General features: G+C 68.8%; 22 protein-coding genes and 2 tRNA genes. 15 read left to right on the top strand and 9 right to left on the bottom strand.

Annotation, left to right across the window (positions count from 1 at the left end; all coding sequences use genetic code 11):
• Positions 1–11 precede the first annotated feature (11 nt).
• The 7 genes from AC37TH_RS14700 to pepN all read right to left on the bottom strand — a co-directional run bounded on the left by AC37TH_RS14700 (position 12) and on the right by pepN (position 8,375).
• Positions 12–449 carry a globin gene (locus tag AC37TH_RS14700; protein ID WP_490765074.1) on the bottom strand — a complete coding sequence of 146 codons (438 nt, stop codon included), beginning with the start codon at positions 447–449 and terminating at the stop codon, positions 12–14.
• 1 nt (position 450) lies between these two features.
• Positions 451–1,755: a mechanosensitive ion channel family protein gene (locus AC37TH_RS14695; protein ID WP_490765073.1), complete on the bottom strand. Its 1,305-nt coding sequence runs from the start codon at positions 1,753–1,755 to the stop codon at positions 451–453.
• A 56-nt stretch (positions 1,756–1,811) separates the two neighbouring features.
• Complete coding sequence (locus AC37TH_RS14690; protein WP_490765072.1) at positions 1,812–2,489, bottom strand: response regulator; 678 nt, start codon at positions 2,487–2,489, stop codon at positions 1,812–1,814.
• Positions 2,486–3,895 (bottom strand): sensor histidine kinase, encoded by a 1,410-nt coding sequence (locus AC37TH_RS14685; RefSeq protein WP_490765071.1) that lies wholly within the window; start codon positions 3,893–3,895, stop codon positions 2,486–2,488. The genes AC37TH_RS14690 and AC37TH_RS14685 overlap by 4 nt, the downstream gene beginning before the upstream one ends.
• Before the next feature lie 18 nt (positions 3,896–3,913).
• Entirely contained in the window at positions 3,914–4,744 is an 831-nt protein-coding gene (locus tag AC37TH_RS14680; RefSeq protein ID WP_490765070.1) for an ABC transporter permease, read from the bottom strand.
• The gene (locus tag AC37TH_RS14675; protein ID WP_490765069.1) at positions 4,741–5,652 is read right to left on the bottom strand and encodes an ATP-binding cassette domain-containing protein; all 912 of its coding nucleotides are present in this window, start codon (positions 5,650–5,652) and stop codon (positions 4,741–4,743) included. The genes AC37TH_RS14680 and AC37TH_RS14675 overlap by 4 nt, the downstream gene beginning before the upstream one ends.
• 179 nt (positions 5,653–5,831) lie before the next feature.
• Positions 5,832–8,375, bottom strand: coding sequence for an aminopeptidase N (pepN, locus tag AC37TH_RS14670; RefSeq protein WP_490765068.1), 2,544 nt, complete (start codon positions 8,373–8,375; stop codon positions 5,832–5,834).
• Between the two features lie 107 nt (positions 8,376–8,482).
• Between pepN and AC37TH_RS14665 the strand changes: the two genes are divergently transcribed.
• From AC37TH_RS14665 to AC37TH_RS14650, 4 genes are read left to right on the top strand one after another with little or no spacing between them, the layout of a single operon-like run.
• Positions 8,483–8,971, top strand: coding sequence for a ribose-5-phosphate isomerase (locus tag AC37TH_RS14665; RefSeq protein WP_490765067.1), 489 nt, complete (start codon positions 8,483–8,485; stop codon positions 8,969–8,971).
• Positions 8,971–9,963 (top strand): Fpg/Nei family DNA glycosylase, encoded by a 993-nt coding sequence (locus tag AC37TH_RS14660; protein ID WP_490765066.1) that lies wholly within the window; start codon positions 8,971–8,973, stop codon positions 9,961–9,963. Before AC37TH_RS14665 ends, AC37TH_RS14660 begins: the two co-directional genes overlap by 1 nt.
• 13 nt (positions 9,964–9,976) lie before the next feature.
• On the top strand, positions 9,977–10,615 hold the full coding sequence (locus tag AC37TH_RS14655; protein ID WP_490765065.1) for an FMN-binding negative transcriptional regulator: 639 nt from the start codon (positions 9,977–9,979) through the stop codon (positions 10,613–10,615).
• Positions 10,612–12,132 (top strand): amidohydrolase, encoded by a 1,521-nt coding sequence (locus AC37TH_RS14650; protein WP_490765064.1) that lies wholly within the window; start codon positions 10,612–10,614, stop codon positions 12,130–12,132. Before AC37TH_RS14655 ends, AC37TH_RS14650 begins: the two co-directional genes overlap by 4 nt.
• Before the next feature lie 53 nt (positions 12,133–12,185).
• Here the strand turns inward: AC37TH_RS14650 and AC37TH_RS14645 are convergent, their stop codons facing one another.
• Positions 12,186–12,668, bottom strand: coding sequence for a Dps family protein (locus AC37TH_RS14645; protein ID WP_490765063.1), 483 nt, complete (start codon positions 12,666–12,668; stop codon positions 12,186–12,188).
• Positions 12,669–12,854: 186 nt separating this feature from the next.
• Here AC37TH_RS14645 and AC37TH_RS14640 point away from each other — a divergent pair, with 186 nt between their 5' ends.
• The 4 genes from AC37TH_RS14640 to AC37TH_RS14625 all read left to right on the top strand — a co-directional run bounded on the left by AC37TH_RS14640 (position 12,855) and on the right by AC37TH_RS14625 (position 15,752).
• The gene (locus AC37TH_RS14640) at positions 12,855–14,264 is read left to right on the top strand and encodes a sensor histidine kinase (RefSeq protein WP_490765062.1); all 1,410 of its coding nucleotides are present in this window, start codon (positions 12,855–12,857) and stop codon (positions 14,262–14,264) included.
• Positions 14,265–14,285: 21 nt separating this feature from the next.
• A complete protein-coding gene (locus AC37TH_RS14635) occupies positions 14,286–14,945 on the top strand; it encodes a response regulator transcription factor (RefSeq protein WP_490765061.1) in 660 nt (219 codons plus the stop codon).
• A gap of 70 nt (positions 14,946–15,015) precedes the next feature.
• A complete protein-coding gene (locus AC37TH_RS14630; RefSeq protein ID WP_490765060.1) occupies positions 15,016–15,228 on the top strand; it encodes an antitoxin in 213 nt (70 codons plus the stop codon).
• Between the two features lie 68 nt (positions 15,229–15,296).
• On the top strand, positions 15,297–15,752 hold the full coding sequence (locus tag AC37TH_RS14625) for a GNAT family N-acetyltransferase (RefSeq protein ID WP_490765059.1): 456 nt from the start codon (positions 15,297–15,299) through the stop codon (positions 15,750–15,752).
• A gap of 14 nt (positions 15,753–15,766) precedes the next feature.
• Here the strand turns inward: AC37TH_RS14625 and AC37TH_RS14620 are convergent.
• A tRNA-Gly gene (locus AC37TH_RS14620) sits at positions 15,767–15,840 on the bottom strand.
• Positions 15,841–16,050: 210 nt separating this feature from the next.
• Between AC37TH_RS14620 and AC37TH_RS14615 the strand changes: the two genes are divergently transcribed.
• The 7 genes from AC37TH_RS14615 (at position 16,051) to AC37TH_RS14585 (ending at position 21,586) form a co-directional block, all read left to right on the top strand.
• A tRNA-Pro gene (locus tag AC37TH_RS14615) sits at positions 16,051–16,128 on the top strand.
• Between the two features lie 48 nt (positions 16,129–16,176).
• Entirely contained in the window at positions 16,177–17,589 is a 1,413-nt protein-coding gene (tig, locus tag AC37TH_RS14610; protein WP_490765058.1) for a trigger factor, read from the top strand.
• A 246-nt stretch (positions 17,590–17,835) separates the two neighbouring features.
• On the top strand, positions 17,836–18,333 hold the full coding sequence (locus AC37TH_RS14605) for a tetratricopeptide repeat protein (protein ID WP_490765057.1): 498 nt from the start codon (positions 17,836–17,838) through the stop codon (positions 18,331–18,333).
• Between the two features lie 160 nt (positions 18,334–18,493).
• On the top strand, positions 18,494–19,432 hold the full coding sequence (locus AC37TH_RS14600; protein ID WP_490765056.1) for a DMT family transporter: 939 nt from the start codon (positions 18,494–18,496) through the stop codon (positions 19,430–19,432).
• Between the two features lie 98 nt (positions 19,433–19,530).
• Positions 19,531–20,121, top strand: a complete 591-nt coding sequence (locus AC37TH_RS14595) for an ATP-dependent Clp protease proteolytic subunit (RefSeq protein WP_490765055.1) — start codon at positions 19,531–19,533, stop codon at positions 20,119–20,121.
• Positions 20,122–20,146: 25 nt separating this feature from the next.
• Entirely contained in the window at positions 20,147–20,815 is a 669-nt protein-coding gene (locus AC37TH_RS14590; RefSeq protein WP_490765054.1) for an ATP-dependent Clp protease proteolytic subunit, read from the top strand.
• Between the two features lie 24 nt (positions 20,816–20,839).
• A complete protein-coding gene (locus AC37TH_RS14585) occupies positions 20,840–21,586 on the top strand; it encodes an AAA family ATPase (protein WP_490765053.1) in 747 nt (248 codons plus the stop codon).
• Positions 21,587–21,632: the final 46 nt, after the last annotated feature.

The following is a 21,632-nucleotide window of genomic DNA, read 5'->3' as shown; positions in this document are numbered from 1 at the left end:
CTCTCCGGGGGTCAGTCCTCGAACGTGTTGACCATCGCGTGCGCCGCGCGCTCCAGGTACGACCAGAGGGTCTCCTCGGCCAGCGGAGGCAGGTCCAGCTCGGTGACGGCCACGCGCATGTGGGCGAGCCAGCGGTCGCGGGCGTCCGGGTTGACTTTGAACGGCATGTGCCGCATCCGGAGCCGGGGGTGGCCGCGCTGCTCGCTGTACGTGCCCGGTCCGCCCCAGTACTGTTCGAGGAACATCGTGAGGCGCTCGGCGGCCGGGCCAAGGTCGTCCTCCGGGTACATCGGCTTCAGAACGGGGTCGTCGGCGACGCCGCGGTAGAACGCGTCCACGAGGCGACGGAACGTGTCACGGCCGCCGATCTGCTCGTAGAACGTGGAGGCGGTCTCCCCGCCCGGGTCGTCCGTCGGGCGCGGGGGAGTCGGTTGAATGGGGATGGTCATGTCACTCCGCCGGTGGCTTGGTCTTGGGGGCGTCGTCGTCGCCGGTGGTCGGTGGCGTCGTGCCGGACGCTTTCGGGGTCTGTCCGGTGGCCGGCTTCGCTGTCTGGCCCGTGGTGGGCCTCGTCGTCTGGCCGGTGGCCGGCTTCGCTGTCTGGCCCGTGGTGGGCTTCGCTGTCTGGCCGGGGGCAGGCTTCGCGGTCTGCCCAGTCGCGGGCCTCGCCGGCTTCACGACGGCCTCCGTCTTCACGCCCGCGATCCGCAGCGCCCGCGGGTCGGCCGGGGCGACGCCCGAGCGCTTCTTGGCGGCGGCGCGCGCCTTGCGGCCCTTCAGCGGGGCGGCATCGGCCACCACAGGGGTCGGCCGGGTGCGGGGAGGGTGCGCCCCTGTCACGCTGCCGGCGCCGTCGAAGCCGCTCAGCACGATGGCGTTCAGGGACGGCAGCTTCACGTCCATTTCGTCGAGCGCGTCCTTGAGCCGCACCCGGAGTTCGCGGGACACGTCGTCTTTCGCTGTCGTCCGAGTCTTGATGACGATGCGGATGACCAGGGCGTCGGCGGAGATCGACTCCAGCCCCCACAGCTCCGGCTTCTCCAGCACGCGCGAACGCCACTTCGGGCTTGTGGCGAGGGTCGTCGCGGTCTCCAGCATCTTCGCCTCGACGGCTTCCACATCCACGTCGTACGGCACCGCCAGGTCGATGATCACGCGCGACCAGCCCTGCGACATGTTGCCGACGCGCAGGATCTCGCCGTTGCGGACGAACCAGAGTGTCCCGTTCACGTCGCGCACCTGGGTGATCCGGATGCCGACCGCCTCCACGACGCCCGTCGCGGGGCCGAGGTCGACGACGTCGCCGACGCCGAGCTGATCCTCCATCACCATGAACAGGCCGTTCAGGACGTCTTTGACGATGTTCTGGGCGCCGAAACCGAGGCCGGCGCCGATCGCGGCGGAGAGCAGAGCGAACGAGGTCAGCGCGTTCGGGACGAGCACCCCGATGACCATGACGATGGCGATGATCCCGATCGTCACGTTGACGATGTTGCTGAGCACGGAGCCGAGCGTCCTGGTCCGTTGCACGACGCGAACGGCCGCGAGCGGCGACGCGGAGATCGCCTGCGTGTCCGTTACGTTCTGGTTCTTCTTGACCCCTGTGACGATCTGTCTGACCACGCGGCGGATGACCAGTCGCAGGATCCAGCTGAGCACGAACGCGCCGACGATGATCGAGGCGACGTTGAGCAGCGTCCATCCGCTCGCCACGGCCCAGGCGCCGAAATCAGTCCAGAAATTCATCTTCACCATAGGAATGCAAGCCTACAGAGCCGTGCCTCCACGCCTCCTGGACCGGGAGGCCGGTCTCAGCGCTCGATCAGCCCGTTGTCGTAGGCGAAGATCACCGCGTGCACCCTGTCGCGCAGCTGCAGCTTCGCCAGGACGCGCCCCACATGGGTCTTCACCGTCGACTCGGTGAGGAAGAACTTCGTGCCGATCTCGCCGTTGGAGAGCCCGTCCGCGATGGCCATCAGGATCTCGCGCTCGCGCGGGGTCAGCGCCGCGGTCGGGTCGACGCCGCTCTGCCCACCCGTGGATGCGGCGGGCAGCCGGTCGGCGAACAGTTCGAGCATCGACCTGGTCACCCGCCCGGACACCGCCGCGTCTCCGGCCGCGACCGCCCGGATCGCGTCGGTCAGCTCGCTTGGCCGCGCGTCCTTCAGTAGGAAGCCGCTCGCGCCTGCACGCAGGCCGCCGAAGGCGTACTCGTCGAGGTCGAACGTGGTGAGGATGATGATGCGCGCCTCCGGGTTGGCCGCGACGATGCGCCTGGTCGCCTCGATGCCGTCGAGGTTCGGCATCCGCACATCCATCAGGATGACGTCCGGCCTGGTCTCGACGGCGAGCCGGATGGCCTGCAGGCCGTCCGCCGCCTCGCCGACCACGTGCAGGCCGCTGTCGGCGTCGAGCACCATGCGGAAGCCGAGACGCACGAGGGACTGGTCATCGACCAGCAGGACGCGGATCGGGTTGTCGTCGGTCACGGAGTGTTCTCCTCGGTGTCGGATGCGGTGGTCGGGTCGGATGCGGTGGTCGGGTCGGATGCGGCGGTGCTGTCGGATGCGGGAGGGCTGTCGGATGCGGGAGTGCTACCGGATGCGGGAGTGCTGTCGGTGGAAGTCGTCCGCCCACCCGCCGGGGGGATCGTGTCGAACACCGCGCGCAGCCGCCACCCTCCGCCCGGCCTCGGTCCGGCCTCCAGGCGGCCTCCGTAGAGTGCGACTCGCTCGCTCAGCCCGAGCAGCCCGCGCCCGGAGCCCTGTCCCTGCGTGCCGTGCACAGCCGCATCGTCGTCGACGGTGATCTCGATGGTGTCCGGCCTGAACCGGATGCGCACCTCCACCGTCGAGGCGAGGGCCGCATATCGGAGGGCGTTCGTCAGCGCCTCCTGCACCACACGGAAGATGGTCAGCTGCTGCCCGACGTCCGTCGGAGGGAGGCCGTCGACGGTGACGCGCACCGGAAGCCCGGCGGCGCGGAAACGTTCGACCAGCTCGCTCAGCTCGCCGACGCCCGGCTGCGGCGCGCGCTCGTCGCCGTCGCCGTCCACCGGCCGCAGAACGCCGAGCAGGCGGCGCATGTCGCCGAGCGCGCCGCGCCCGGTCTCCGCGACCATCCGCATCGCTTCGGCGGAGCGCTCCGGCGAGGTGTCTGCGAGCCCAGCAGAGCCGTCCGCGAGCGTGATCATCACGGTGAGGCTGTGCGAGACGATGTCGTGCATCTCCCTGGCGATCCTGTTGCGCTCGGCGGTCGCCGCGATCACCGCCTGCTGGTCGCGCTCCCTGGCGAGTTGCTGCGCCCTGTCGATGAGGGCGACGAGGTAGCGCCGCCGGTTGCCGATGTTGGTGCCGACGAGCACGAACAGCAGCGCGAACGAGAAGACCGTCACCGCAGACGGGACGACGGCCGTCTCCAGTGGCGAGAAGATGGGGGACTTGGTGACCACCACGGAGAGACCGAGAGTGGCGACGGCGACGGCAGTGAGCACGCCGAGCCCGATCCAGGCGGCGCGTGCCGACTGGTAGACCGCGAGGGCGTACAGCGCGTAGATCGCGGGGACCGCATCCACGTCGTGGCCGAGGAAGACGCTGATCGCCATGACGATCACGCCGATGGCGAAGACTGCCACCGGGTTGTGCCTGCGCAGGAAGAGCGCAGCGCCGGCGACGGCGGCGAGCCCGAGCTGCACGCCGAGCTGCCAGGTGGGATGCAGAACCATCCCCACCACGCCGGCGAAGAGGGTGGGAAGGAGGTAGGTTCCCGCGACGACGGCGTCGACGACCACTGGATGCGCGGCCATCGTGCGCCGGATGGCTCCCGGAGGGCGTGGAAGCTGCAGATCACCCCCGGCCGGTGTGGTCCGGCCGGGGGTGAGCTGTTCGTCGGTCATGCGGGGGTGTTCGCTGCGCTACGCGTCGCGGCGCTTGAGGACGATCGCGCCGATGACCACCGAGACGACGGTCCACGCCAGCACGATGAGCACGTTCGCCCAGGGCTCGAAGCCGCCGTTGTCCGACCCGGCCATGCCGCTTCCTCCCGCGCTGATGAGGTAGTTGCTCGCCTTGCCGATCCAGTCGATGTTGGTGAGCGAGTGCACGAGGTTGACGATGATCGGAAGCAGGAAGAGCACGCCGAGGGCCGCGGCGATGCCGCCGGCTCCTGCACGCAGGATCGTGCCGAGTCCGAGGGCGAACACGGCGACCAGGCCGAGGTAGGTGCCGGCGCCGAGAATCGCCCACAGTGTGTCGGGGGAGCCGAAGTCGGCGCTGAAGCCCTTGCCGGACAGCACGGGTGCTGCGATCGCCCAGGAGGCGGCCGAGGTGACGATGCCGACCACGAAAGACGTGAGGAAGAGCACGATCGCCTTGGCGGCGAGCACCGGCAGGCGCTTCGGCACGGCGGCGAACGAGGAGCGGATCATGCCCGTCGAGTACTCGCCGCTGATGGCGAGCACTCCGAGCACGGCGACGGCCAGCTGCCCGAAGTTCACGCCGAACGACGCGGTGTTGACCACGAAAGCGGAGTGCTGTGCGGCAGGGATCCGGGATGCGATGGTGTCCGGGATCGAGAACGCGACCAGCGCGGTGAACCCGAGACCCAGGACGACGACGATCGCGTACGTCCAGAACGTGGAGCGCAGCGAGCGGAGCTTGATCCACTCCGACCGGATGACGCGGGCGAAGTTCAGGTGCCCGAGTGAGCTGTGGTGGACAGTGACGGTTGCTGTTGCGGTGCTCATCGGGAGACCTCCGTGCGGTATTCGACCTCGTCCTGTGTCAGTTCGAGATAGGCCTCTTCGAGCGAGGCGTTGAGGGGGGTGAGCTCGTGGAGGACGACGCCGTACTGCGACGCCGCCTCTCCGACCTGCGCGCTGGTGAGGCCGGAGACCTCCAGCAGGCTGGCCTCGATCCCGGTGATCGTCACGTCGGCTCCCGCGATGGCGCGGGCGAGCTGCTCGGCCTGCGGGGTGCGGACGCGCACGGCGTTGCGGGTTGCCCCGGCGAGGATGTCGGCGACGGGGGCGTCGGCGAGGATGCGTCCCCGGCCGAGCACGATGATGTGGTCGGCGGTCTGTGCCATCTCGCTCATCAGGTGCGACGACAGGAACACCGTCCTGCCTTCCGACGCGAGATGCCTGGCGAACTGGCGCACCCAGAGCACGCCCTCCGGGTCGAGTCCGTTGACCGGCTCGTCCAGGATGAGGGTGGCCGGGTCGCCGAGCATGGCCGCCGCGATCCCGAGCCGCTGTCCCATGCCGAGCGAGAAGCCGCCGACGCGCTTGCCGGCGACCGCTTCGAGTCCGGCGAGGCCGATGACCTCGTGCACCCTGGACTTCGGGATGCCGTGGGTCGCCGCCATGGCGAGCAGGTGGTTGTATGCGCTCCGGCCGGTGTGCACCGCCTTCGCGTCGAGCAGCGCGCCCACCTCGGTGAGCGGTGACTTGTGCTCGACGTAGCGCTTGCCGTTGACGAGGGCCGTGCCGTGCGTCGGCCGGTCGAGTCCCATGATCATGCGCATGGTGGTGGACTTGCCCGCACCGTTCGGGCCGAGGAAACCGGTGACCTTGCCCGGTTGGATGGTCGCCGAAATGTCGTTGACGGCGGTCTTGGGACCGTACGTCTTCGTGAGGCGCTGAAGTTCGATCATGCTAGAACCCTATTGAACGCAGGGCGTTCGCAACATCGCCGCGTGGTCCTGTCCCGCATCCCGCCCCCGTCGTACTGCAGTACGAGGCGTCTGCGCCCCACAAAACGAGTGGTCCCGAATTGCCGTGCGCACAGGATGCACGCGGCAATTCGGGACCACTCGATGCGGGACCAGCGGGGCTAGCTCGCGTCACGCTCCTGCGCGGCCAGGGCACGCTCGACGGCCGCGAGGTTCTCGACGACGAGGCGACGCAGCGCGGCGGGCTCGGCGTTCGCCGACAGCCACGCTCGGGTCGCGTCGCGCAGCTCCACGTTCGCGAGCGGCGCCGGGTACATCCCAGCCACCAGGTACTCCGCGATCTTGTAGCTGCGCGACTCCCACACGCCCTGCAGCGCGTCGAAGTACGGCTTCACGAACGTGGCGAGCACGTCCTTGTCCGCCGCGCGCTGGAACCCGAGGCCGGTGTACCGGACGATCGTGTTCGGCAGGGTGTCTTGCGCGAACACAGAGTCCCAGGCGGCCTGCTTGCCCTCCTGGCTCGGGATGCTCGCTGCGGCCTGGGCGGCGAACTGCGCGCCGTTCGCGGTGTTGTCCGCCGCGAGGGCCGCGTCGATCTCCGGCTTGCCTGCCTTGCCGCCCGCTGCGAGGGCGATGAGCAGCTCCCAGGCCAGGTCGGTGTCGACCTCGAGGCCCGGCAGTGTGACGGTTCCGTCGCGCAGTGCCGCGACGTTCGCGAGCTGCTCGTCGGTGGACGCAGCCGCCGCGAAGAACTTGACGAACTGGAACTGCGCGTCGCTGCCTGCCGCCGCCTGACCGGCCAGCGTCCACAGGGTGGAGGCGACCTCCTCGACGGCGGCCTGCTGGCGCTCAGGTGCGACGTACGATCCGGCGGCGAGCAGCAGCTGGCTGAGCGTCGTGCGGATGGTGGTCGACTCGGTCTCCGGCGCGATGTTGCCGAGGACGAGGCGCACGTAGTCGCTCGCCGGGGTCTCCGCATCCCTGGTCGCATCCCAGGCTGCGCCCCAGACCAGCGAGCGGGCCAGCGGGTTCTCGATGGAAGAGAGGTGCTCGATGGCGACCTGCAGCGACTGCTCGTCGAGGCGGATCTTCGCGTATGCGAGGTCGTCGTCGTTCAGCAGCACCAGAGCCGGGCGGGTGAGCCCGACCAGCTCGGCGACGTCTGTGCGCTCACCGTCGACGTCGAGCTCGATGCGGTGGTCGCGCACCAGGCGGCCGTCGACCAGGTTGTAGAACCCGATGGCGAGGCGGTGCGGGCGGATGGTCGGGTAGTCGGCCGCGGCCGTCTGCAGCACGGCGAACGACGTGATCGTGCCGTCCGCATCCACCTCGAGCTCCGGGCGGAGCGTGTTGACGCCCGCGGTCTCCAGCCACTTCTCCGACCAGTCGGTGAGGTCGCGGCCGCTGGTGGCCTCCAGCTCGACCAGCAGGTCGCGCAGCTCGGTGTTGGAGTGCTCGTGCTTCTTGAAGTACTGGGCGACGCCGGCGAGGAAGTCGTCCTGGCCGACCCACGCCACGAGCTGCTTGAGCACCGAGGCGCCCTTGGCGTACGTGATGCCGTCGAAGTTGACCTGTACGTCTTCCAGATCGTTGATCGTCGCGACGATCGGGTGCGTGGACGGCAGCTGGTCCTGCTTGTACGCCCAGCTCTTCTCCATCGCGGCGAAGGTGGTCCACGCCTCGTGCCACTCGGTGGCCTCGGCCGTGGCGAGGGTGGATGCGTACTCGGCGAACGACTCGTTCAGCCAGAGGTCGTTCCACCACTTCATCGTCACCAGGTCGCCGAACCACATGTGCGCGAGCTCGTGCAGGATCGTGACGACGCGACGCTCCTTGATGGCGTCGGTGACCTTGGAGCGGAAGACGTACGTCTCGGTGAAGGTGATCGCCCCGGCGTTCTCCATCGCTCCGGCGTTGAACTCCGGCACGAACAGCTGGTCGTACTTCTCGAACGGGTACGCGTAGTCGAACTTCTCCTCGTAGAACGCGAAGCCCTGGCGGGTTTTTTCGAAGATGTAGTCCGCATCCAGGTACTCGGCCAGCGACTTGCGCGCGTAGACGCCGAGCGGGATGGTGCGGCCGTCGCGGCTGGTCAGCTCACTGTGCACCGACGCATACGGACCGGCGATGAGCGCCGTGATGTATGAGGAGATGCGGCTGGTGGCCGGGAACGCCCAGGTCTTGGCGCCGTCTGCGGCGTCGGTCGGCTCCGGGGTGGGGGAGTTGCTCACGACGGCCCAGTGCGCTGGGGCGGTGACCGTGAAGGTGAACTCGGCCTTGAGGTCGGGCTGCTCGAACACCGCGAACATGCGCCGCGAGTCCGGCACCTCGAACTGGCTGTACAGGTACACCTCGCCGTCGACCGGGTCGACGAAGCGGTGCAGGCCCTCGCCGGTGTTGGTGTAGATCGCGTCCGCGACGACCGTCAGCTCGTTCTCTGCTTTGAGACCGTCCAGCTGGATGCGCACGCCGTCGCTCACCTGGGCCGGGTCGAGCTCGACGCCGTTCAGGGTGACCGAGTGCACGGTGCGGGTGATCGCGTCGATGAACGTCGACGCGCCCTCCGTGGCGGCGAAGCGCACGGTGGTGGTGCTGCGGAACGTCTCCGGACCGGTGGTCAGATCGAGGACGACGTCATAGCTGCTGGTGCTGACGAGCGATGCACGCTCCTGGGCTTCGACGCGGGTGAGGTTTTCTCCTGGCAACGCTGGCTCCTTGAAGATTCGACGACGGATTGTGTCCAATGGACAACCCTAGACGCATCGGATGCTCCCGGTCCTGCCGTGTCGGTCGCCGTCCCTAAACTGGGTCCATGCGCATCCACATCGCCACCGACCACGCCGGTCTGGACTTCAGCACCCACCTTCAGCAGCACCTCGCCGCGGCCGGTCACGACGTCGTCGACCACGGCCCGAAGAGCTACGACCCGATCGACGACTACCCCGCGTTCTGCATCAATGCGGCGAAGGCCGTCGTCGCCGACCAGCAGGCGGGGGTGGATGCGCTCGGCGTCGTCTTCGGCGGATCGGGCAACGGCGAGCAGATCGCCGCCAACAAGGTGCTCGGCGCGCGTGCGGCGCTGGTCTGGAACGAGAGCACCGCGCAGCTGGCCCGTCAGCACAACGACGCCAACGTCATCTCCATCGGCGCCCGCCAGCACACGGTCGAGGAGGCGACGCGCTTCATCGACGTCTTCATCGCCGAGCCGTTCTCGCTGGAAGAGAGGCACGTCCGCCGCATCGCTCAGCTCGCCGAGTTCGAGGCGACGGGAGACATCGCGGGAAAGAGCGTGGATCGCTGATGCCCGAGGGCCACTCCGTCCACCGCATCGCGCGGCAGTTCGCGAGCAACTTCGTCGGGCACCGCATCGCCGTGTCCTCGCCGCAGGGGCGCTTCGCCGAAGGGGCGTCCCGCATCGACGGGCACGTGATGACGGACTCCCGCGCCGTCGGCAAACAGATGTTCCTGGAATTCGACAACGGGCTCTGGCTGCGCATCCACCTGGGCATCTATGGCGCGTGGGACTTCGCGGGGGAGATCAGCATCGACCCGACCATCGCCGCGGCCAATGGACGGATGGGGCAGACCAACCAGCGCGGAACGGTGGTCGACGGCGATGCCGTGCTCGACAGCGCGGGCGAGAACTCACTGCACAGCATCGGCGCGCCGCGTCGCACCCGGCTGCGCATGGCGGAGTCCGAGAAGGTGGAGGACGAGATCACCACATTCCCGCCCGAGCCGATCGGACAGGTCCGCGTACGCCTCCTCAGCGACACCGCCGTCGCCGACCTGCGCGGTCCGACCGCGTGCGAGGTCCTCGACCCCGCCCAGGTGGATGCGGTGATCGCCAAACTCGGGCCGGACCCGCTCCTGCAGAACGATCAGGCGGCCGAAGACCGGTTCGTCACGGCGGTCCGCAAGAAGCAGACCTCCATCGCCCTGCTGCTGATGGACCAGAACGTGGTCGCCGGCATCGGGAACGTCTACCGCGCCGAACTGCTGTTCCGCGCCAGGCTCAACCCGCACACGCCGGGCAAGCAACTGCCGGAGGACACCGCGCGCGCACTCTGGCGCGACTGGGCCACGCTGCTGAAGATCGGGGTGGAGACCGGTCAGATGATGACGATGGACGACCTCGATCCGGAGTCGTTCGCGAAGGCGATGGCGAGCCGCGACGACCGGCACTGGGTCTACAAGCGCGAGGGCCTGCCGTGCCGGGTCTGCGGAACGAACATCGTGATGGAGCTGCTCGGCGGGCGCAAACTGTACTGGTGCCCGAAAGATCAGGCCTGACAGGAGTGCAGCGATGAGACAGAACCCCAGCTTCGCCCTCGCCGACGTGGAGGAGATCAAGCGGCTGATCCGCCTGAACCCCTGGGCGACCATCGTCAGCAACACGGCGGAGGGTCTGGTCGCGTCGCACTACCCTGTCATCGTCGACGAGACCCGCGAGGCGCTCTCGATCCTTACCCACGTCGGCCGCCCGGACGACCTGCTGCACGAGCTGGGGCAGCACGAACTTCTCGTGGTCATCCAGGGACCGCACGGCTACATCTCGCCCGGCTGGTACGACGCGAACCCCGCCGTCCCCACCTGGAACTTCACCGCCGCGCATCTGAGCGGCGTGCCGGAGATCCTGAGCGCCGAGGAGAACTTCGCCGTGCTCGGCCGTCTCGTCGACCACTTCGAAGACCGGATGCCGGAGCCGCGCCGCATGGAAGGCTCCCCGCACGACGCCGCGTACGCCCAGCGCATCCAGTCGGGAACAGTCGGGATGCGCCTGACGCCCACGAAGATCGTCGCCAAGAGCAAGCTCAGCCAGAACAAGCCGGCCGAGATCGTCGACAGGATCATCGGCGAACTCGACGGCGACGGCGTGTACGCCAGCGCCGACCTGGCCGCCGAGATGCGGCGGGTACACGACCGGATGCGCGCGGCACGGTGACGCTGCTCCTGACGGGGGCGCGCATCCCGGGTGTCGACGACGAGCACGACGTGCTGCTGCGCGACGGGGTTATTGCGGCCATCGGCCCCGTGGGGAGCGTGGAGGCGCGTGGCGGTTCTGCTCCCCGTCACGTCGAGCTCGACGGCCGGTGGCTCGTGCCAGGACTCTGGGACGAGCACGTGCACTTCACGCAGTGGGCGCAGACCACCCGGCGCCTCGACCTGTCTCGTGCGCGTTCAGCGGCGGAGGCGGCCGACCTGGTGCGCGAGCGGGTCACGGCCGAGCGCGCCGCCGGCGCCACGGGTTCTGCCCATGGCGCCGGCTCCTCGGCCGAGGAACCGCTCGTCGGTTTCGGCTTTCACGACGCGCTCTGGCCGGACCTGCCCACCCGAGCGCTGATCGACGACGCCGCTGACGGCCGTGCCGTCGTCCTCATCGCCGGCGACCTGCACTGCTCCTGGCTGAGCACCGCCGCCGCCCGCCGCTTCGCGCCGACCACCGCGGGCGATCCTGCCACCGCGGTCCTGCGCGAGGACGCCAGCTTCGCGGTGACCAGCCTGCTCTCCGCGGCCGACGACGCCACCCTCGACCGGTGGGCGGCCGAGGCGGCGTCCGCCGCGGCCGCTCGCGGCGTTGTCGGCATCGTCGACCTCGAATACGGCTGGAACGTGGAGGTGTGGCAACGCAGGATGGGCGGGGGAGCAGCCTCCCTCCGGGTGGCGACCGGCACATACCCGGACGACCTCGACCGTGCCATCGCCGCCGGACTCCGCACCGGCGCGGTGATCGACGGAACCGGCGGCCTGCTCACCGTTGGCCCGGCCAAGGTGATCACCGACGGATCGCTCAATACCCGCACGGCCCTCTGCACCGGCGCGTATCCGGACGGCGGCCACGGCGTCGCCAACCTCAGCACCGCCGAACTGGCCACGTGGATGCGGCTGGCCGCCTCCCACGGCCTCGAACCGGCCGTCCACGCCATCGGCGACCGCGCGAACACCCTGGCGCTCGACGCGTTCGAGACGGTCGGTTGCGGTGGACGGATCGAGCACGCGCAGCTCATCGACGTCGCCGACGTCCCGCGGTTCGCCTGCCTCGGGGTGACCGCGAGCGTGCAGCCGGAGCACGCGATGGACGACCGCGACGTCGCCGACGTGCTCTGGGCGGGGCGCACCGACCGGGCTTTCCCGCTCGCCGACCTGCACGCGTCGGGCGCGCACATCGTCTTCGGCTCCGACGCGCCCGTCGCGCCGCTCGACCCGTGGATCGCGCTGGCGGCGGCCGTCACGCGGTCGCGCGACGGCCGGGAGCCGTGGCATCCGGAGCAGGCGCTGTCCAGGGATGCCGCGTTGCGCGCGTCCAACAGGTCGAGCATCCGGGTGGGGGAGCCCGCCGACCTCGCCGTGCTCGACGCCGACCCGTTCACCTGCCGTGCCGCCGACCTGCGCAGGATGCCCGTGGCGGGGACGCTGCTCGCCGGGCGCTTCACACACGACACGCTCGCCGCCCAGACATAAGGAACGGCCCCGGATCGTTGGGCGATCCAGGGCCGTTCGTGGTTCGGTGCGCGCTACTTGCTGATGTGCGCGAACAGGAACCAGCGGTCTTTGTCGAGGCCGCGGGCGATCTCGATCGCGATGTCCTGGCTGGTCTGGTCGAGCTCGTCGAGCTCCTTGACCGCGGTGTTCACGTTCGCGAGCGCCGCGTCGATCTGGCCGATGATCTCGACGATGGTGTCGTCGGACTGGCGGAAGCCTGCGGTGAGGTCTTTCGCACTGGTCTTGGCGGCGACCGTGGAGAGGCGTGCGTCGACGGGGAGGCCGAGGGCGACGATGCGCTCCGCGGCGGTGTCCGCCCACTCCTGCGCGTGGGCGACGATCGTGTCGAGCAGTTCGTGGACGCCGATGAAGTTGGCGCCGCGCACGTGCCAGTGCGCCTGCTTGCCGTTGACGACGAGGGCGGTGAGGTCGATGACCACGGGGCTCAGGAACTGGGCGACTCCGGCGGCGACGTCGGGGTTCGAAACACTCTGGGTTGCGGCGATGTCCGTCATGGGTTGGCGTCCTTTCTACTGACTGGTGACAACGCTACGCGTCCGTGTGAATTCCGCAACGAAGCTGAGCCTCCGCTTAGTAAGGGTGGGATAACCCCCGGACGCCTTCGGTTGGCCACCCGATAGTCATGTCATGCCGGGTTCGGGAGGCTGGAGTCATCCCCGCCACCCCGACAGGAGAACACCGTGAGCACCGACCAACCGATGGCATCTGGCACTCTGGGAGCTGTGAGCACCGCCGAGCAGCATCCACCCGCATCCACTGCACCGGCATCGACCGCACCGCGGCGCGGCTACGGCGCCCTGTGGCGCGGCGTGCCCCGCGAGCTCGGCTTCCTGCTGCTCACCATGCCGATCGCCATCGCAGGCATGTCGGTGGGGCTGACCATGTTCTGGGCCGGCGTCGGCACCATCGTGATCTACGTCGGGCTGTTCGTGCTGATCGCGACGTTCTACGTCGTCCGGGCGTTCGGGACGCTGGAGATCACCCGCCTGCGCTGGGCGGGCCGTCCGTCGATCACCGAACCGCAGTGGACGGACCCGAACCGGCCGACGACGTTTTGGCGCACGATGTTCGGACCGTTCGTCAACGGCCACTACTGGCTCTACCTGTTGCACACGCTGATCATCAACCCGATCGTCAGCATCGTCTCGTGGACGCTCACGATCGCCTGGACTTCCCTCGCGCTCGGCGGGCTGACGGGATGGTTCTGGGAGCGGTTCATCCCGTCGGGCGACAAGGAGTTCTACCTCTCCCGCGTGATCGTCGACTGGACGTTCGGCATCCACTCGACGTTCGATCCTCGGGCAGGGGATGCGATCCTCAACCTGATCCTCGGCATCATCTTCGCCGTCACCCTCCCGTTCGTCACCCGCGGGCTCACCTCGCTGCACAGCGTCATCGCACACGGGATGCTCGGGGCGTGGCGCTCAGAAGCCCTGCAGCGCGAGGTCGCCGACCTCTCCGCCTCCCGTGGCGCAGCCGTCGTCGCCGAGGACCAGGCGCTCCGCCGCCTCGAACGCGACCTGCACGACGGCCCGCAGCAGCGTCTCGTCCGGTTGCAGATGGACATCGCGTCGGCCGAGCGCAAACTCGCCGACGATCCGGATGCGGCACGTGCCATCCTCGCGGAGGCCGGCCAGCAGGCCCACGAGACCCTGGAGGAGCTGCGCGCGCTGTCTCGCGGTTTCGCGCCGCCCATCCTGCAAGACAGGGGACTGGCCGCCGCCATCGACTCGCTCGCCGCGCGCAGCCCCATCCCGCTGCGGGTGGAGTCGTCGCTGGACCCCGGCATCCGGTTCTCGCCCGAGCTGGAACGCAGCGTGTACTTCGTGGCGGCCGAGCTCGCCGCCAACCTCGCCAAGTACTCCGGGGCGACGGAGGCGCGGCTGTTCCTCGACCGCACGGTCGACCAGGCGACCGGCGCGACCTGGCTGAGCGTGTGGCTGACCGACAACGGCAGCGGGGGAGCGTCGAAGGTCGCAGGGCACGGTCTCGCCGGACTGGACGAGCGTGTGCACGGGCTCCGAGGTGAGTTCGTGGTGGACAGTCCGGCGGGCGGTCCGACGCGGATCGGGGCGCGCATCCCGGTGTAGCGGCGGCCCTAGGCTGGTGGGGTGACTTCTGACCCCGCCGGCCTTCGCCTTGTCATCGCCGACGACTCCGTGCTGCTGCGCGAAGGACTGGTGCGGCTGTTCGACGAGGCGGGTTTCGACACGGTCGGCGCCTACGGCGACGCGGATTCCCTGCTCGCCGAGGTCGGTTCGCTCGCACCGGATGTCGCCGTGCTGGACGTCCGGATGCCGCCGACGTTCCGTGACGAGGGCGTCCGTGCCGCGCTGACCCTGCGGGCCGAGCATCCGGAAATCGGCGTGCTGCTCCTCAGCCAGTACGTCGAGGGCACGTACGCGCAGGAACTGCTCGCGAGCGGCCAGGGCGGCACAGGCTACCTGCTGAAAGACCGCATCGCCTCCCTCGACGAACTGCGGGATGCGGTCACCCGCGTCGCCGACGGCGGAACCGTCCTCGACCCCCAGGTCGTGCGCGAACTGCTCGTGCGCCGCACCGACCCGCTCGCGTCGCTGACGCCGCGCGAGAGTGAGGTGCTCCAACTGATGGCCGAAGGCCGGACGAACGCGGGCATCGCCCAGCGCCTCGTGATCGGCGTCGGCGCGGTGGAGAAGAACGTGACGTCGATCTTCCAGAAGCTCGGCCTGGAAGACTCGGGCGACGACCACCGCAGGGTGCTCGCGGTCCTGGCGTTCCTGCAACGCTGACCCTTGCCGCCGGTGCGCCGCGGCACCAGACTGGTGGCACTTCGTTCCAACCACGAAAGCAGGTGCCAGCATGGCCGGATTCGACGACATCACGGGCAAGGCGAAAGAGTTCCTCGAGAGCGACCAGGTCAAAGACGCCCTCAAGAGCGAGCAGGCGGAAGACATCAGCGACAAGCTCCTCGACGGCGTCGCCGGTGCGGCCAACAAGGTCACCGGTGGCAAGTTCCAGGACCAGATCGACGGAGCACGCGACCAGGCCGACAAGGCGGTCGGGACGGACTAGTCCCGGCGATTCGCGTGCGAGGCGGCCTGTTCCCTGAGGGACGGGCCGCTTCTGCGTATGGTGACGGGATGAACATAGATGTCAGGGTCGCCTCGCCGGCCGAACTGGTCGAGGTCGGCGGGCTTCGGTGGGACTCGCTCATCGAGAACGGCGGGGAGCCCGAGTCGGCGCGCGAGGTCTTCGCCCAACGGTTCGCCGACTGGGCGGGTGCAAACGGAACGACGCACACCTGCTTCGTCGCCGTCGCCGACGGCTCCGTCGTCGGGATGACCTGGCTCGCCGTCACACTCCGCGTGCCGAGCGCGCGGGCGTTCGACCGGGCGTCCGGCGATCTGCAATGCGCATACGTCCGGCCCGAGTTGCGCAGTGGCGGGGTGGGTGCTCGCTTGGTTCGCGCCGTCCTCGAGCGCGCGAAAGAGCAAGGTCTGGAACGCGTGACAGTGCATTCGAGCCCGGGAGCTGTGCGCTTCTACGAGCGGGCGGGCTTCGCAACGGAGGACGTGCTGCTGCACGTGCGAACGTGACGCGGTGGAGGTTTTGGAGGGGATGACGGGAATCGAACCCGCGTAATCAGTTTGGAAGACTGAGGCTCTACCATTGAGCTACATCCCCGTTTCCATCTCGCGATGGGCACCGGAACATCCTATTACACGTTCAGGTGCCGCTCTGACCGCCGCGCGGTCGCCGTGCCGTCGCCGCGCCGCCGGAGCACCCTCGGCGCGCGCCGACCCACCCGTGTGCAGTAGACTTGCGCGTGGTCTTTCGCCCCCGACGGGTTTGCGCGCGTCGTGGTTACGGACCGGGCGGGTTGTGGCTATAACCCGGGGCGTAGCTCAGCTTGGCTAGAGCGCCCGCTTTGGGAGCGGGAGGTCGCAGGTTCGAATCCTGTCGCCCCGACCAGTCATTCCGACGAGACCATCGTTTCAATTATCAGGAGAAGCCAACAACGTGAAGACCACGGTCGAAAAGCTGAGCCCCACTCGCACCAAGCTCACCATCTCGGTGACGCCGGAGGAGCTCAAGCCATCAATCAAGCACGCTTACGAGCACATCGCTGAGCAGGTCAACATCCCCGGCTTCCGCAAGGGCAAGGTCCCGCCGGCGATCATCGACCAGCGGGTCGGCAAGGCGGCCGTCCTGGAGCACGCCGTCAACGAGGGTCTCGACGGGTTCTACCGTCAGGCCGTCGACGAGAACGACGTCCGTCCCCTCGGACGCCCGGACGCCGACATCACCGAGTGGCCGAAGGAGAGCGACTTCTCCGGAGACCTGCTGCTGACCATCGAGGTCGACGTTCGTCCCGAGATCACCATCCCGGCATACAACGACCTGAAGATCACGGTCGACGCCGCGGACATCACCGACGCGGACATCGACGAGGAGCTCGACCGCCTGCGCAGCCGCTTCGGCACGCTCGTCACGGTCGACCGTCCGGCCAAGACCGGTGACTTCGCGCAGATCGACCTCGTCGCCGTCATCGGTGACGAAGAGGTCGACACCGCCAACAGCATCTCCTACGAGATCGGCTCGGGCGAGCTCATCGAGGGCATCGACGAGGCGCTCGACACCCTCACCGCCGGTGAGACCACCACGTTCGAGGCTCCGCTCATGGGTGGAGACCACGAGGGCGAGGCCGCCCAGATCACCGTGACGCTCACCGCCGTCAAGGAGCGCGAGCTTCCGGAGGCGGACGACGACTTCGCGCAGATCGCCAGCGAGTTCGACACCATCGCCGAGCTGCGCGAGAGCGTCCGCGGCCAGGTCGAGCGCGCCAAGACCTTCGGTCAGGGCACGGCAGCACGCGACCAGCTGGTCGACAAGCTGCTCGAGCTCGTCGAGATCCCCGTCCCGGCCCAGCTGGTCGAGGACGAGGTGCACCGCCACCTCGAGCAGGAGAACCGCCTCGAGGATGACACGCACCGTGCAGAGGTCACCGAGTCCAGCGAGAAGACCTTCCGCACCCAGATCCTGCTCGACGAGATCGCCCAGGCCGAAGACGTCAAGGTCAGCCAGGACGAGTTGACGCAGTACCTCATCCAGGGTGCGTCGCAGTACGGCATGGACCCGAACGAGTTCGTCAAGATCCTGTCCGAGAACGGCCAGATCCCGTCGATGGTCGGCGAGGTCGCCCGCAACAAGGCGCTCGCGATCGTCCTCGGCAAGGCCGAGGTCGTCGACTCCAACGGCAAGAAGGTCGACCTGAGCGAGTTCACCGCCCTCCCGGAGGACGAGGAAGCCGCCGAGGACGTCTTCGAAGAGGTTGTCGAGACCGCGGACGCCGCCGAGGCCGAGGAGGCCCCCGCGGCCGAGGAGAAGCCCAAGAAGAAGGCTGCTGCCAAGAAGGCTGCTCCCAAGAAGTAGTCACACAGAAGTCGTCACACACGAAAGGCCGGGCACATCACGTGCCCGGCCTTTCGCGTACTCGCTGCACGCCCGTGGCGAACGAGTGGTCCCGAATCGCCGTGCGACCATGGAGCACGCGGCAAGTCGGGACCACTCGATGCGCGCGACCGACGCGACGAACGCGGCCGACGCGACGAACGCGGCCGACGCTACGAACGCGAACGAAGCGACGACGACGGGCGACACGAGGAGATGGGGCAGCCGATGGGTGACAGGGCAGACGACTGGCAGCGACGCGTCGACGCGGTGTGGGATGCGGCGACGGCGACTCCGGAGGACGAGACCGTCGCCCGTATCGACGCGCTCGTCGCCGAGCGCGCAGCCGACGACCCCGTCGCCCTGTTCGAGGCGGCGGGCGCCCGTGACTACGCCGGGAGCGAGGCGGACGCCGAGCCGCTCTACCGCGCATCCATCGCCGGCGGTTTGACCGACCCGCAGCGCGCCCAGGCGGTCATCCAGCTCGCGAGCACGCTCCGGAACCTCGGCAGGCCGGCGGAGAGCGTCGAGCTGCTGCGGGCAGAGCTGGCCGCGCATCCCGGGCACGAGTTGTCGGATGCGGCGCGCGCGTTCCTTGCGCTCGCCCTGCACGATCTCGGCCGGCACGATGAGGCGGTCGCAACAGCGGTGGGAACCCTCGCCACGCATCTCCCGAAGTATGGGCGCGCGGTCGCGCACTACGCGGACGACCTCGTCACCCGGTAGCGTTGACCTCGACAGTGCCTAGGGTTCCGTTCCCCGGAAGAGTTCGCGGGAGGTCTGGTCCGAGCGGCACCACGGCAGCGCGCAGCGCCGCCGTCATCTGACAGGACAAAAGCCCGGAGGATCCCTTCGCCGTGCCATCACGGCGAACGAAAGGATCCTCGTGTCACCTGTCGCTCTGCTCCTTGTCGTGATCGGCGCGTTCGCGCACGCCACCTGGAACCTCGCCTCCAAGCGGGCGAGCTCCACCGGCCTGCCGTTCATCCTGCTCGGCGCCGTCGCCTCGACGGTGCTCTGGCTCCCGGTCGCCGGTGTCGACATCGCGATCAACGGAGCCGACCTGCGCTGGATGCTCCTCGGCTCCGGCGTGTCGGCGGTGATCCACGTCGTGTACATGTGGGGGCTGCAGCGCGGGTATGCGCACGGCGACATCTCCGTGGTGTACCCGATGGCACGGGGGACGGGGCCGCTGCTGTCCGTGGTGTTCGCGATCCTGCTGTTCCACGAACATCCATCGGCCCTCGCACTCGGTGGGGCGGCTGTGGTCGTGGCTGGGATCGTCGGTATCGGCCTCAGCACGGGCGCAGGCAAGCGCCCCGGCACACACGGCGCAGCCAGCACCAACGACGCCGCCGACGCCACTAACGCCGCGACCGGCATCGCCCGCAGCCACCGGATGCTCGGCCCGGGCATCCTCTACGGCCTCCTCACCGGCGTGACCATCGCGGTGTACACGCTGTGGGACGCGTTCACCGTCAACGATCTCGGCGTCTCGCCGGTGGCGTTCATGGTGGGTTGCAGTCTCGGAGAGGTGGTGCTGCTCGTGCCCGCCCTCATCGGTCGGCGCGCTGAAGTGGCAGCGGTGTGGCGGCAGTATCGGCGGCAGGTCGTGATCGTGGGCGTGCTGTCCCCGCTGTCGTACATCCTGGTGCTCAGCGCGATTCAGCTCGCGCCCGTGTCGCTCGTCGCGCCTGCCCGCGAGCTGAGCGTGGTGTTGGTGAGTCTCGCCGGCTGGCTCATCCTCCGCGAGCCTCGGCCGGCGCAACGGATGGCCGGTGCGGTCGTCGTCCTCGGCGGCGTTGCCATGCTCGCTCTCAGCTGAAACGGCGGCGCGCTCGTCTGCCCAGGGCGAACAGCACGGAAATGGCGCACGGCCTCCGATAGATTCATTTCCGAAGCGACAACGAAACGGAGCGACACATGGCCGACATGGGCATGCAACCCAGTGTTTTTGACCGACTGCTGAAGGACCGCATCATCTGGCTCGGGTCCGAGGTGCGGGATGAGAACGCGAACGAGATCGCTGCGAAGCTGCTTCTCCTCGCTGCGGAAGACGCCAAGCGCGACATCTACCTCTACATCAACTCGCCCGGTGGGTCGATCACGGCCGGCATGGCCATCTACGACACCATGCAGTTCGTCCCGAACGACATCGTCACCGTCGGCATCGGCATGGCGGCGTCGATGGGGCAGCTGCTCCTCACCGCCGGCACCAAGGGCAAGCGGTACATCACCCCGAACGCCCGCGTCCTGCTGCACCAGCCGCACGGCGGCTTCGGCGGCACCGCGAGCGACATCCAGACCCAGGCGCAGCTCATCCTCGACATGAAGAAGCGCCTCGCCGAGATCACCGCGGCGCAGACAGGCAAGAGCGTCGAGCAGATCAACGCAGACGGCGACCGCGACCGCTGGTTCACCGCGCAGGAAGCCCTCGAGTACGGCTTCGTCGACCACATCCGCGAGACGGCGACCGAGGTCGTCGGCGGCGGCGGCACCGCGGACGAGAAGTAAGACCTCGGAAGGAATAGGAATCGACATGAACATCCCCAACTTCGGAGGTCAGGCCTTCAACGGGGTCCAGGCTCCGGGCTCGCGCTACATCCTGCCGAGCTTCGAGGAGCGCACGGCGTACGGCTACAAGCGCCAGGACCCGTACGCGAAGCTGTTCGAGGACCGCATCATCTTCCTCGGCGTGCAGGTCGACGACGCGTCCGCCGACGACATCATGGCCCAGCTCCTCGTGCTCGAGAGCCAGGACCCCGACCGCGACATCGTCATGTACATCAACTCGCCCGGTGGCTCGTTCACCGCGATGACCGCGATCTACGACACGATGCAGTACATCCGTCCGCACATCCAGACCGTCGTCCTCGGGCAGGCGGCCTCCGCCGCGGCCGTGCTGACCGCGGCGGGAACGCCGGGCAAGCGCCTCGCGCTTCCGAACGCGCGCATCCTGATCCACCAGCCCGCCGTCGGCGAGGCCGGTCAGGGGCAGGCGTCCGACATCGAGATCCAGGCCAAAGAGATCATGCGGATGCGCACCTGGCTGGAGGAGACGCTCGCGCGCCACTCCAACCGTTCGCAGGAGCAGGTCAACAAGGACATCGACCGCGACAAGATCCTGTCGGCGGACGAGGCGCTCGAGTACGGTCTCATCGACCAGGTGCTCACGAGCCGCAAGTCCCTGCCCGCGCTGGTCAAGTAGCCGGCGCTCGCGGAGCCTGACGCGATGAACGAACGGGGCGATCGTCTGGACGACGGTCGCCCCGTTCGTCGTGTCAGGGCGTTCGCGGACGCCGCGTACGATCCGGATGCGTGGCCCGCGAACATCCCGGCTGTTGCGCAGGTGCTGCGTGACGGTCTGGAGCTCGCGCCGGGCGTGACCTTCCTGGTGGGGGAGAACGGCAGCGGCAAGTCGACGCTCGTCGAGGGCGTCGCCACCGCATACGGGTTGCCGCCCGAGGGCGGGAGCAACCAGGGGTCGCACACGACGCGGCCAACGGAGTCGCCGCTCGGAGAGTGGCTGGCGGTGGAGCGCAGTCCATCGGCGCCGCGCTGGGGGTTCTTCCTGCGCGCGGAGACGATGCACGGGTATTACTCATACCTGGAAAGTCTCGGCGGCCCCGACGGCAACCTCCATGCGCTCAGTCATGGCGAGTCGTTCAACGACCTGCTGGAGAACAAGCTCAACCACCCGCAGTTCGTCGCCGGTCTGGTCTGTCTCGACGAGCCGGAGGCGGCTCTGTCGTTCGAGTCGTCGCTGCGCTGGCTGGCGAACCTCAACGAGATGATCGGGCGCGGCACGCAGGTACTGTGCGCGACGCACTCGCCGATCCTCGCCGCGTTGCCGGGCGCGCGCATCCTGGAAGTGGGCGAGTGGGGGATCAGGGAGAGTGCCTGGGAGGAACTGGAGATCGTGCGGCACTGGCGGTCGTTCCTCGACGCGCCCGGCCGCTACTTCCGCCATCTGCTGTAAGCAGAACGGGACGCGCGGGGCGCGCGTGACCAAATGCGGCCAGGTG

It is taken from the genome of Leifsonia sp. McL0627 (genome assembly GCF_058244615.1).
Note: the sequence above shows the minus strand (reverse complement) of the source record. Positions and strands in the feature narration are given on the sequence as shown.

Coding starts and splice junctions, on each gene's coding strand:
- AC37TH_RS14585 (WP_490765053.1), top strand. CDS start 20,840: ATGAACGAACGGGGCGATCGTCTGGACGACGGTCGCCCCGTTCGTCGT.
- AC37TH_RS14655 (WP_490765065.1), top strand. CDS start 9,977: ATGAGACAGAACCCCAGCTTCGCCCTCGCCGACGTGGAGGAGATCAAG.
- AC37TH_RS14605 (WP_490765057.1), top strand. CDS start 17,836: ATGGGTGACAGGGCAGACGACTGGCAGCGACGCGTCGACGCGGTGTGG.
- AC37TH_RS14665 (WP_490765067.1), top strand. CDS start 8,483: ATGCGCATCCACATCGCCACCGACCACGCCGGTCTGGACTTCAGCACC.
- AC37TH_RS14680 (WP_490765070.1), bottom strand. CDS start 4,744: ATGAGCACCGCAACAGCAACCGTCACTGTCCACCACAGCTCACTCGGG.
- AC37TH_RS14590 (WP_490765054.1), top strand. CDS start 20,147: ATGAACATCCCCAACTTCGGAGGTCAGGCCTTCAACGGGGTCCAGGCT.
- AC37TH_RS14630 (WP_490765060.1), top strand. CDS start 15,016: ATGGCCGGATTCGACGACATCACGGGCAAGGCGAAAGAGTTCCTCGAG.
- AC37TH_RS14595 (WP_490765055.1), top strand. CDS start 19,531: ATGGCCGACATGGGCATGCAACCCAGTGTTTTTGACCGACTGCTGAAG.
- AC37TH_RS14660 (WP_490765066.1), top strand. CDS start 8,971: ATGCCCGAGGGCCACTCCGTCCACCGCATCGCGCGGCAGTTCGCGAGC.
- AC37TH_RS14700 (WP_490765074.1), bottom strand. CDS start 449: ATGACCATCCCCATTCAACCGACTCCCCCGCGCCCGACGGACGACCCG.
- AC37TH_RS14685 (WP_490765071.1), bottom strand. CDS start 3,895: ATGACCGACGAACAGCTCACCCCCGGCCGGACCACACCGGCCGGGGGT.
- AC37TH_RS14645 (WP_490765063.1), bottom strand. CDS start 12,668: ATGACGGACATCGCCGCAACCCAGAGTGTTTCGAACCCCGACGTCGCC.
- AC37TH_RS14675 (WP_490765069.1), bottom strand. CDS start 5,652: ATGATCGAACTTCAGCGCCTCACGAAGACGTACGGTCCCAAGACCGCC.
- AC37TH_RS14625 (WP_490765059.1), top strand. CDS start 15,297: ATGAACATAGATGTCAGGGTCGCCTCGCCGGCCGAACTGGTCGAGGTC.
- AC37TH_RS14695 (WP_490765073.1), bottom strand. CDS start 1,755: ATGGTGAAGATGAATTTCTGGACTGATTTCGGCGCCTGGGCCGTGGCG.